Below are 9,898 nucleotides of genomic sequence, written 5' to 3'. Positions count from 1 at the left end.
CAGGTCCGCCACCCGGCTCCCGCAGCCGCTACGAGCGGCCCAGGCCCCCGCTCCACACGTACACGCACGAGGGCCCGGATACTGGGGAGTATCCGGGCCCTCGTGTACGTCGTACGTGCTGCGGAAGGCGTTACGGCAGCTGCGCCGCCCGCGCCTCGCGCCGGTTGTCACGGAAGGTGTTGACCCGTCGTGCCGTCGCGAACAGCGGGATGACCGCACCCATGACGACCTGCAGCGCGCAGCCCGTCTGGAGGAGCAGCTGACCGCCGGGGGCGTCGAAGGCCCAGGCGGCGAGGAGGCCCATCGCGGCCACGATCCAGCCGAGCATCGCCACCGCGAGAACGCCCCGCGGCTTCGGGTACTCGACCCTGCTGACCATCAGCCACGCCACTCCGACGATCGCGAGCAGCGTCGGCACGAAGGGCAGCTCCAGGAGCACGATCGAGACGACCGTCAGGGCGCCGAAGGGGCTCGGCATCCCCTGGAACATGCCGTCCTTCATGGTCACGCAGGAGAATCTCGCGAGCCGCAGGACCACCGCCAGCAGCACCACGATCGCCGCCAGCGCCGACACCCGCTGCTGGGCGTCGTCCGCGACCATGCCGTACACCAGCACGAAGTACGCCGGAGCGAGTCCGAAGCTGATCAGGTCGGAGAGGTTGTCCAGCTCCGCGCCCATCGGCGAGGAGCGCAGCTTGCGCGCGACCAGGCCGTCGCAGAGGTCGAAGATCGCCGCGAGCAGCATGAGGATCACGGCGGTGGCGGCGGAGTTCCGCGCCATGCCGCTCTCGTTGCTGCCGGTGAGGTGCGGGATGAGGATCCCCGTGGTGGTGAAGTACACCGCCATGAATCCGCACGTCGCGTTACCGAGCGTGAGGGTGTCCGCTATCGACAGCCTCATCGACAGCGGCATGTCCTCGACGTCGTCCTCGTCGGCTGCCTCCGGCACCCAGCCGGCCTGCGTATCAGGATCAATCACGGTCAATGCGAGTCACCCCCGCGGTGGTGGTCTGGCCGACCTCGACCGCGACATCGATACCTTCCGGAAGGTAGATGTCCACACGCGAGCCGAAGCGGATCAGGCCGATGCGTTCGCCCTGCTCGACCTTCGTGCCCTGCGGGAGGTACGGAACGATGCGACGGGCGACCGCTCCCGCGATCTGCACCATCTCGATGTCTCCGAGCTCGGTGTCGAAGTGCCAGACAACGCGCTCGTTGTTCTCGCTCTCCTTGTTGAACGCCGGAACGAACCCGCCCGGGATGTGCTCGACCGAGGTCACCGTGCCGGCCAGCGGTGCGCGGTTGACGTGCACGTTCAGCGGGCTCATGAAGATCGCGACGCGGGTGCGCCCGTCCTTCCACGGCATGATGCTCTGCACCACGCCGTCGGCCGGTGAGATGACCCGGCCTTCGGTGATCTCGCGCTCGGGGTCGCGGAAGAACCAGAGCATGCCCGCCGCGAGCGCGGTGGTGGGCACGGCCACTGCGGCCCAGCGCCCGGACTTACGCGCCCGGGACAGGCTGAGAGCCGCAGTGGCGACGGTCGGGAGGAGCCACGGCGAAGCTCCGCGTGCGAGGCGGACCCCGCCGCGGGGTGCAGAGGTATGGCTGTCGGGCATGAATGACCTTCGTAGCGGATGATGCCGCGCAGGCAACGGGGGACGGCGGCTTTTCCGGCGATGGTATCGGTTGCTGGCCGCAACTGGGCAAGCCAGCAGCCGAGTCGAACCGCCGACGGGCGCCGGCCGAGGATCACAGGGTGTGATGTTCTTCGCGACAAAACCACCTCGAAGGGGACATCAGCCCTGGAACCGGTACTCCTCGAGGAGTCGGCGCCCAATGATCATTTTCTGGATCTCGGCGGTACCTTCACCGATCAGCAGCATCGGGGCCTCCCGGTAGAGGCGCTCGATCTCGTACTCCTTGGAGAAGCCGTAACCGCCGTGGATACGGAAGGCGTCCTCGACGACTTCCTTGCAGTACTCGGAGGCGAGGTACTTCGCCATCCCTGCCTCCAGGTCGTTTCGTTCCCCGGAGTCCTTTTTGCGTGCTGCATTCACCATCATCGCATGAGCGGCTTCGACCTTGGTGGCCATTTCGGCCAGCTTGAACTGGATTGCCTGGTGCTGGGCGATCGGCTTCCCGAAGGTGTGGCGCTGCTGGGCGTACGAAACACCCAGCTCAAAAGCACGCTGTGCTACACCGCAGCCACGTGCGGCCACATTGACCCGGCCGACCTCGACGCCGTCCATCATTTGGTAAAACCCTCGGCCGGTGGTGCCGCCGAGTACACGATTGGCCGGAATACGTAGTCCGTCCATGATGAGTTCCGTCGTATCGACGCCCTTGTAACCCATCTTGTCGATCTTCCCGGGGATCGTCAGGCCCGGACGGACCTCTCCGAAGCCCGGCTCCTTCTCGACGAGGAAGGTCGTCATCGACTTGTGCGGGGCCGTGCCCTCGGGGTGTCCTTCGTCACTGCGGCACAGGACCGCGACCAGGTTGGACGTGCCACCGTTCGTGAGCCACATCTTCTGGCCGTTGAGGACGTACTCGTCGCCGTCCCGCACACCCTTGGACGTGATCGCGGAGACGTCCGAGCCGAGCGCCGGCTCGGACATCGAGAACGCGCCCCGCACCTCGCCCAGCGCCATGCGCGGCAGGAAGGTGTCCTTCTGCTCCTGCGTCCCGTGCTGCTTGAGCATGTAGGCCACGATGAAATGCGTGTTGATGATGCCCGACACGCTCATCCAGCCGCGGGCGATCTCCTCCACGCACAGCGCGTATGTGAGAAGCGACTCACCCAGGCCCCCGTACTCCTCGGGGATCATCAGCCCGAAGAGGCCGAGTTCCTTGAGCCCCTCGACGATCTCCGTCGGGTACTCGTCGCGGTGCTCCAGCTGGGTCGCGACCGGAATGATCTCCTTGTCGACGAAATCCCGGACCGTGGAGAGGATTTCCTGCTGGATGTCGGTCAGACCGGCGGTCTGGGCGAGTCGCGTCATGACTGCTCCTGTGGCTTCACGCGGTTAGTTGGAGGGGACGGGGCGGCCGGGCTGCTCTCCGCCGCGCTCCTTGATGTACGTCTCGGTGGGGACCATCACCTTGCGGCGGAACACGCAGACGACGGTGCCGTCCTGCTTGTAGCCCTTGGTCTCGACGTACACGATCCCGCGGTCGCTCTTGGACTTCGACGGTGTCTTGTCGAGGACCGTCGTCTCGCCGTAGATCGTGTCCCCGTGGAAGGTCGGCGCGATGTGCTTGAGCGACTCGACCTCCAGGTTCGCGATCGCCTTGCCGGACACGTCCGGGACCGACATGCCGAGCAGCAGCGAGTAGATGTAGTTGCCGACGACGACGTTCTTGCCGAAGTCGGTCGTCTTCTCCGCGTAATTGCTGTCCATGTGGAGCGGGTGGTGATTCATGGTCAGCAGGCAGAAGAGGTGGTCGTCGTACTCGGTGACCGTCTTTCCGGGCCAGTGCTTGTAGACGGCACCGACTTCGAATTCCTCATATGTGCGTCCGAACTGCATGATCAGGCCTCCGGGGCTTCGAACTTGGAGGTGCGCTGCATTCCGGCCGCCCGGCCCTTGCCGGCGATGACGAGCGCCATCTTGCGGCTGGCCTCGTCGATCATCTCGTCGCCGAGCATCGCCGAGCCCTTCTTGCCGCCCTCCTCGGAGGTGCACCAGTCGTAGGCGTCGAGGATCAGCTCGGCGTGGTCGTAGTCCTCCTGCGAGGGCGAGAACACCTCGTTGGCCGCGTCGACCTGACCGGGGTGCAGCACCCACTTGCCGTCGAAGCCCAGCGCCGCGGCGCGCCCCGCGACCTCGCGGTACGCGTCCACGTCGCGGATCTGGAGGAAGGGACCGTCGATCGCCTGGAGGTCGTGCGTACGGGCCGCCATCAGAATGCGCATCAGGATGTAGTGGTACGCGTCCGCCGGGTAGCCGGGGGGCTGCTGACCGACGACCAGGGTCTTCATGTTGATCGACGCCATGAAGTCGGCGGGGCCGAAGATCAGCGTCTCCAGACGCGGCGACGCGGCGGCGATGTCGTCGATGTTCACCAGGCCCTTGGCGTTCTCGATCTGCGCCTCGATGCCGATCTTGCCGACCTCGAAGCCCATCGTCTTCTCGATCTGCGTCAGCAGCAGGTCCAGCGCCACGACCTGCTGGGCGTCCTGGACCTTGGGCAGCATGATGCAGTCGAGGTTGGGGCCCGCGCCCTCGACGACCGTGATGACATCGCGGTACGTCCAGTGCGTGGTCCAGTCGTTGACGCGCACGACCCGGGTCTTGCCCGTCCAGTCGCCGTTGTTCAGCGCGTCGACGATGTGGTGGCGGGCGCCTTCCTTGGCGAGCGGCGCGCAGGCGTCCTCCAGGTCGAGGAAGACCTGGTCCGCCGGGAGGCCCTGGGCCTTCTCCAGGAACCGAGGGTTCGAGCCGGGCACTGCCAGACAGGAGCGGCGCGGACGCAGACGGTTCACGGGCGTGGGCGTGGTCATGCGGAGACCTCCAGAGGGTCGAGCTTGTTCGCTTTCCGGATCTCGTCGACGATACGGCCGATGATCTCCGTGATACCGAAGTCCTTCGGGGTGAAGACGGCGGCGACGCCGGCCGCGATCAGGGCGGCGGCGTCAGCGGGCGGGATGATGCCCCCGGCGATCACCGGGATGTCGTGGGCACCCGCCTCACGCAGCCGGGTCAGCACGTCCGGCACCAGCTCGGCGTGCGAGCCGGACAGGATCGAGAGACCGACGCAGTGCACGTCCTCGGCGACGGCCGCCGAGACGATCTGTTCGGGCGTCAGCCTGATGCCCTGGTAGACCACCTCGAAACCGGCGTCACGGGCCCGTACGGCGATCTGCTCGGCACCGTTGGAGTGCCCGTCAAGACCCGGCTTGCCGACCAGCAGGCGCAGTCGGCCGGCCCCCAGCTCCTCGGCGGTACGGGCGACCTTCTCGCGCACCACGGCCAGCGGCGTGCCCGGCTCGGCCGTCACCGCGACCGGGGCCGACGAGACACCGGTCGGGGCGCGGAACTCGCCGAAGACATCGCGCAGCGCCCAGGACCACTCGCCGGTCGTGACGCCCGCGCGGGCGCACTCCACGGTGGCTTCCATCATGTTCTCGGTGCCCGCCGCGGCCTTCTTCAGCGCGGCGAGCGCCTCGGTGGCCCGTGCCTCGTCGCGGTTGTCGCGCCACTCGTGGAGTGCCGCGACGACGCCGGCCTCGTTCTCCGGATCGACCGTCATGATGGCGGCGTCCAGGTCGGCCGTGAGCGGGTTGGGCTCCGTCGTCTCGTAGATGTTGACGCCGACGATCTTCTCCTCGCCGCCCTCGATCCTGGCCCGCCTGGCGGCGTGCGAGGACACCAGCTCGGACTTGAGGTATCCGGACTCGACGGCGGCCATGGCCCCGCCCATCTCCTGGATGCGGTCCATCTCGGCGAGCGACTCGGTGACCAGGGACTCCACCTTGGCCTCGATGACGTGCGACCCGGCGAAGATGTCCTCGTACTCCAGCAGGTCGCTCTCGTGCGCGAGGACCTGCTGGATACGCAGCGACCACTGCTGGTCCCAGGGCCGGGGGAGCCCCAGCGCCTCGTTCCAGGCGGGCAGCTGGACGGCGCGGGCGCGGGCGTCCTTGGACAGGGTGACGGCCAGCATCTCCAGCACGATGCGCTGCACGTTGTTCTCGGGCTGCGCCTCGGTCAGACCCAGCGAGTTGACCTGCACGCCGTAACGGAAGCGTCGCTGCTTGGGGTTCTCGATGCCGTACCGCTCGCGGGTGACCTGGTCCCAGATGCGGCCGAAGGCGCGCATCTTGCACATCTCCTCGATGAAGCGGACGCCCGCGTTCACGAAGAAGGAGATGCGGGCGACCACGTCGCCGAACTTCTCCTCCGGCACCTGCCCGGAGTCGCGGACCGCGTCGAGGACCGCGACGGCCGTCGACATGGCGTACGCGATCTCCTGGACCGGAGTGGCTCCCGCCTCCTGCAGGTGGTAGCTGCAGATGTTGATCGGGTTCCACTTCGGGATGTGGTTGACCGTGTACGTGATCATGTCGGTGGTCAGCCGCAGCGAGGGCACCGGCGGGAACACGTGCGTCCCGCGCGAGAGGTACTCCTTGACGATGTCGTTCTGCGTCGTGCCCTGGAGCTTGCCGGGGTCGGCGCCCTGTTCCTCGGCGACCACCTGATAGAGCGCCAGCAGCCACATCGCGGTGGCGTTGATCGTCATCGAGGTGTTCATCTGCTCCAGGGGGATGTCCTGGAACAGCCGCCGCATGTCACCGAGGTGCGAGACGGGCACGCCGACCCGGCCCACCTCGCCGCGGGCGAGGATGTGGTCGGGGTCGTACCCCGTCTGCGTCGGCAGGTCGAAGGCGACCGACAGGCCCGTCTGGCCCTTGGCGAGGTTGCGCCTGTAGAGCTCGTTGGACGCTTCGGCCGTCGAGTGACCGGCGTACGTCCGCATGAGCCACGGGCGGTCCTTCCGGCGGCCGCTCATGTCAGACATTCCTGAAGCGGTTGATGGCGTCGATGTGCTGCTCGCGCAGCTCGTGGTTGCGCACGCCAAGGCCTTCACGGGGCGCCAGCGCCAGAACGCCGACCTTGCCCTGGTGGAGGTTGCGGTGCACGTCGTACGCGGCCTGGCCGGTGTCCTCCAGGGAGTACACCTTCGACAGCGTCGGGTGGATCTTGCCCTTGGCGATCAGGCGGTTGGCCTCCCACGCCTCGCGGTAGTTGGCGAAGTGCGAGCCCACGATCCTCTTCAGCGACATCCACAGGTAGCGGTTGTCGTACTCGTGGTTGTAGCCCGAGGTCGAGGCGCAGGTGACGATCGTGCCGCCCTTGCGGGTGACGTAGACACTCGCGCCGAAGGTCTCGCGGCCCGGGTGCTCGAAGACGATGTCCACGTCCTCGCCGCCGGTCAGCTCACGGATGCGCTTGCCGAACCGCTTCCACTCGCGCGGGTCCTGGTTGTGCTCGTCCTTCCAGAACTTGTAACCCTCGGCGTTGCGGTCGATGATCGCGGTCGCGCCCATCTTCCGGCAGATGTCCGCCTTCTGGTCGCTGGAGACGACACAGATCGGGTTGGCGCCGCCGGCCAGCGCGAACTGCGTGGCGTACGAGCCGAGTCCACCGCTCGCGCCCCAGATCAGCACGTTGTCGCCCTGCTTCATGCCCGCGCCGTTGCGCGAGACGAGCTGACGGTACGCGGTGGAGTTGACCAGGCCCGGAGACGCGGCCTCCTCCCAGCTGAGGTGCTGCGGCTTCGGCATCAGCTGGTTGGACTTGACGAGGGCGATCTCCGCGAGCCCGCCGAAGTTGGTCTCGAAGCCCCAGATGCGCTGCTCGGGGTCGAGCATCGTGTCGTTGTGGCCGTCGGAGGACTCCAGCTCGACGGAGAGGCAGTGCGCGACGACCTCGTCGCCCGGCTGCCAGGCGTTCACGCCGGGACCGGTGCGGAGCACGACACCCGCCAGGTCGGAACCGATGACGTGGTACGGGAGGTCGTGGCGCTTGCTGAGGTCGCTCAGCTTGCCGTACCGCTCCAGGAAGCCGAAGGTCGAGACGGGCTCGAAGATCGACGTCCACACGGAGTTGTAGTTGACCGAGCTGGCCATGACCGCCACGAGGGCCTCGCCCGGGCCGAGCTCGGGCACGGGCACCTCGTCGAGGTGCAGGGACTTGCGGGGGTCCTTGTCGCGGCTGGCGACGCCGGCGAACATCTCGGCCTCGTCCTTGTGCACGGTCACCGCGCGGTACGACTCGGGGATGGACAGGGCCGCGAAGTCTGCGGCGGAGCTGTCCTGCGATTGGATCGCGTCCAGGATTTCCTTCACGGTGATGCCTCCGGCAAAGCTGGGCGTTGAGGAACGCTTGAGGGGACCCTGCGGGCAGGGGGGCGGTGCGGTATGGAGGTGTGCCGTCGGTTCGGCGGGTGGAGCTTCGGCTTGCTCTGTGGAGCAGAAGGGTTTGCCTGTGACGCAGGCGTCCGGGCGCGCAGACACGTGGCTTGCGGGGACAGCCGGCGTACGTGAGGTCTCAGCACGCCGGCCGCCCGGACAACATCAACGTATGGCACTCCGTGACACCTGACAAGGCACCGAGTGCCAACAATTTCTCTCACTTGTCATCCGTAGGGCACGCATGAGCAACACCATGGGCGCTACGGGAGGGTCTGTCCTGCCGACGAGCGGTCAGCGCACGGGGCGGTACACGTACGGCGTCGTCGTACTCAGCTCCGAGAAACCCAGCCGGCGCAGAATCGGGGCCGACCGGTCGGTGGCGTCGACCTGGAGATGGCGGTAGCCGCGCTCCGCCGCGATCCGGGCACGGAAGGCCACCATCGCCCGGTAGATGCCTCTGCCGCGCCAGGCGGCCACCGTCCCGCCTCCCCAGAGCCCCGCGAAGCCCGTGCCGGGACAGAACTCCATGCGGGCCGAGCTGACCGGCTCCCCGCCCGCCATCGCCAGGACCCCGACGAAGCTGTCCGGGTCCTTCTCCAGCCGGGTCAGCACCTGGTGGCCGAGCCGCGACCAGTCCGTACCGAAGGCCCGCTCATGGGCCAGGCCCATCAGCTCCACACCGGCCGCGTCGGTCACGGTCCGCAGCTCGACGCCCTCGGGCAGCGCGACGGCGGTCGCCAGGTCCGCGACCGGTGCGACCAGCAGGGTCTCCGGCGGCTCCGGAACGAAGCCGGCCGCCAGCAGCCGATCGGGCAGGTCGGCAGGAAGGTCGTGGGCGTACGCCTTCCACTCGAACTCGTCGTGGCCCAGCGAGGTGAAGTAGGCGACCTGCGCAGCGATCGCCGCGTCCGCCCGCGCGGGGTCCAGGTCGGGGGCTGACCACACGACCCCGTTCCAGTCGTCGGCCGTACCGACCTGGCGCACGACGTCACCGGCACGCTCGACCCGTACACCGGGGCCGTCGGGGCGGGCGTGTTCGCGCATCTCGTCGTCGAAGAGGGCCAGGAGGTCTGTGGGTTTCATCCGGTCACTCGACCACGGGCCCCATCGGCGCACAACGAGGTTTCCATGGCCCCCGCCCGGCGTCGACGCCGCCGGTCGGGGCAGGTGGCAGAGGTAAGTGATCTTGGACGACCCGCATCGAGGGGAAGAGGTACCGAAGATGGCGATACCCGCCCGCAGACGGACCGCGCCGAACGGCGGGCCCGCGTTCAGTATCCGCCGCACCGCGGCCGCCTTCGCGCTCGCCGCCCTGCTGCTCTGGGGAGGAGGGACCGCCCTGCGAACCGCCTGGCAGAGCGCCGGGAGGCATCCGGCCCTCGCCGTGGTGGTGGCGGCCGTCCTCGTCGCGGGCGTGGTGTCGCTGCTGCGCCACCACCGGCACCGCAGGGCGGCGCGCAGGGCCGCCGTGGCGGTCACCGAGGGCACGTACACCCTTGTGGACACCGGGCTTTCGGAGGCGGCCGCGGCCCTGCGCCGGCAGGACCAGGACACCCCCGGGCCGGTGGACTACGCGGTGATGGACGCGGACGAGTTCGAGCAGGCCGTCGCCGGACTCTGCGAGCGCGACGGCCTCCAGGACGTCCAGGTCGTCGGCGGAGCGGGAGACCTCGGGGCCGACGTCGTCGCCACCACCCCCGACCGGCGGCGCGTCGTCATCCAGTGCAAGCGGTACGGCCCCGAGAACAAGGTCGGCTCCCAGGACGTGCAGCGTTTCGGGGGTACCTGCTACGCCGTGCACGAGGCCGACGTCGCGCTCGTCGTGACGACCGGCGAGTTCACCGACCCGGCCCTCGACTACGCGGACCGGTGCGGCATCCTCTGCGTGGACCACGAGGCTCTCAGGGCGTGGAGCGACGACGGCACGCCACCGCCCTGGGAGGCGCCGCTGCCGGTGGACGACACGTACGGCTGACG

At 68.3% G+C, this 9,898-nt stretch carries 9 protein-coding genes; 1 reads left to right on the top strand and 8 read right to left on the bottom strand.

Going from position 1 to position 9,898, the window contains the following annotated elements; genetic code table 11:
- Window positions 1-130: 130 nt before the first annotated feature.
- The 8 genes from pssA to AB0C82_RS06875 form a co-directional block, all read right to left on the bottom strand.
- The gene (pssA, locus tag AB0C82_RS06910; RefSeq protein ID WP_362837141.1) at window positions 131-985 is read right to left on the bottom strand and encodes a CDP-diacylglycerol--serine O-phosphatidyltransferase; all 855 of its coding nucleotides are present in this window, start codon (window positions 983-985) and stop codon (window positions 131-133) included.
- Window positions 972-1,619 carry a phosphatidylserine decarboxylase gene (locus AB0C82_RS06905; RefSeq protein ID WP_362837139.1) on the bottom strand — a complete coding sequence of 216 codons (648 nt, stop codon included), beginning with the start codon at window positions 1,617-1,619 and terminating at the stop codon, window positions 972-974. Before AB0C82_RS06905 ends, pssA begins: the two co-directional genes overlap by 14 nt.
- Before the next feature lie 180 nt (window positions 1,620-1,799).
- Window positions 1,800-3,005 (bottom strand): acyl-CoA dehydrogenase family protein, encoded by a 1,206-nt coding sequence (locus AB0C82_RS06900; RefSeq protein WP_362837137.1) that lies wholly within the window; start codon window positions 3,003-3,005, stop codon window positions 1,800-1,802.
- A 24-nt stretch (window positions 3,006-3,029) separates the two neighbouring features.
- Window positions 3,030-3,533, bottom strand: a complete 504-nt coding sequence (locus AB0C82_RS06895; protein WP_328906772.1) for a MaoC family dehydratase — start codon at window positions 3,531-3,533, stop codon at window positions 3,030-3,032.
- Between the two features lie 2 nt (window positions 3,534-3,535).
- A complete protein-coding gene (locus AB0C82_RS06890; RefSeq protein ID WP_362837135.1) occupies window positions 3,536-4,507 on the bottom strand; it encodes a CoA ester lyase in 972 nt (323 codons plus the stop codon).
- Window positions 4,504-6,516, bottom strand: coding sequence for a protein meaA (locus tag AB0C82_RS06885; protein ID WP_362837133.1), 2,013 nt, complete (start codon window positions 6,514-6,516; stop codon window positions 4,504-4,506). Before AB0C82_RS06885 ends, AB0C82_RS06890 begins: the two co-directional genes overlap by 4 nt.
- 1 nt (window position 6,517) lies before the next feature.
- On the bottom strand, window positions 6,518-7,861 hold the full coding sequence (gene ccrA / locus AB0C82_RS06880; RefSeq protein WP_362838340.1) for a crotonyl-CoA carboxylase/reductase: 1,344 nt from the start codon (window positions 7,859-7,861) through the stop codon (window positions 6,518-6,520).
- A 351-nt stretch (window positions 7,862-8,212) separates the two neighbouring features.
- Window positions 8,213-9,004: a GNAT family N-acetyltransferase gene (locus AB0C82_RS06875; protein WP_362837131.1), complete on the bottom strand. Its 792-nt coding sequence runs from the start codon at window positions 9,002-9,004 to the stop codon at window positions 8,213-8,215.
- A 139-nt stretch (window positions 9,005-9,143) separates the two neighbouring features.
- On the opposite strand from AB0C82_RS06875, the gene AB0C82_RS06870 reads away from it, so the two are divergent.
- Window positions 9,144-9,896, top strand: a complete 753-nt coding sequence (locus AB0C82_RS06870; RefSeq protein ID WP_362837129.1) for a restriction endonuclease — start codon at window positions 9,144-9,146, stop codon at window positions 9,894-9,896.
- Window positions 9,897-9,898: the final 2 nt, after the last annotated feature.

This window comes from Streptomyces sp. NPDC048560 (genome assembly GCF_040650955.1).
Classification (GTDB): domain Bacteria; phylum Actinomycetota; class Actinomycetes; order Streptomycetales; family Streptomycetaceae; genus Streptomyces.
Note: the sequence above shows the minus strand (reverse complement) of the source record. Positions and strands in the feature narration are given on the sequence as shown.

Bases quoted from the DNA above. Each gene is read 5' to 3' on its own strand.
- AB0C82_RS06895 (WP_328906772.1), bottom strand. From the start codon at position 3,533: ATGCAGTTCGGACGCACATATGAGGAATTCGAAGTCGGTGCCGTCTAC.
- AB0C82_RS06885 (WP_362837133.1), bottom strand. From the start codon at position 6,516: ATGAGCGGCCGCCGGAAGGACCGCCCGTGGCTCATGCGGACGTACGCC.
- AB0C82_RS06890 (WP_362837135.1), bottom strand. From the start codon at position 4,507: ATGACCACGCCCACGCCCGTGAACCGTCTGCGTCCGCGCCGCTCCTGT.
- AB0C82_RS06875 (WP_362837131.1), bottom strand. From the start codon at position 9,004: ATGAAACCCACAGACCTCCTGGCCCTCTTCGACGACGAGATGCGCGAA.
- AB0C82_RS06905 (WP_362837139.1), bottom strand. From the start codon at position 1,619: ATGCCCGACAGCCATACCTCTGCACCCCGCGGCGGGGTCCGCCTCGCA.
- AB0C82_RS06900 (WP_362837137.1), bottom strand. From the start codon at position 3,005: ATGACGCGACTCGCCCAGACCGCCGGTCTGACCGACATCCAGCAGGAA.
- AB0C82_RS06870 (WP_362837129.1), top strand. From the start codon at position 9,144: ATGGCGATACCCGCCCGCAGACGGACCGCGCCGAACGGCGGGCCCGCG.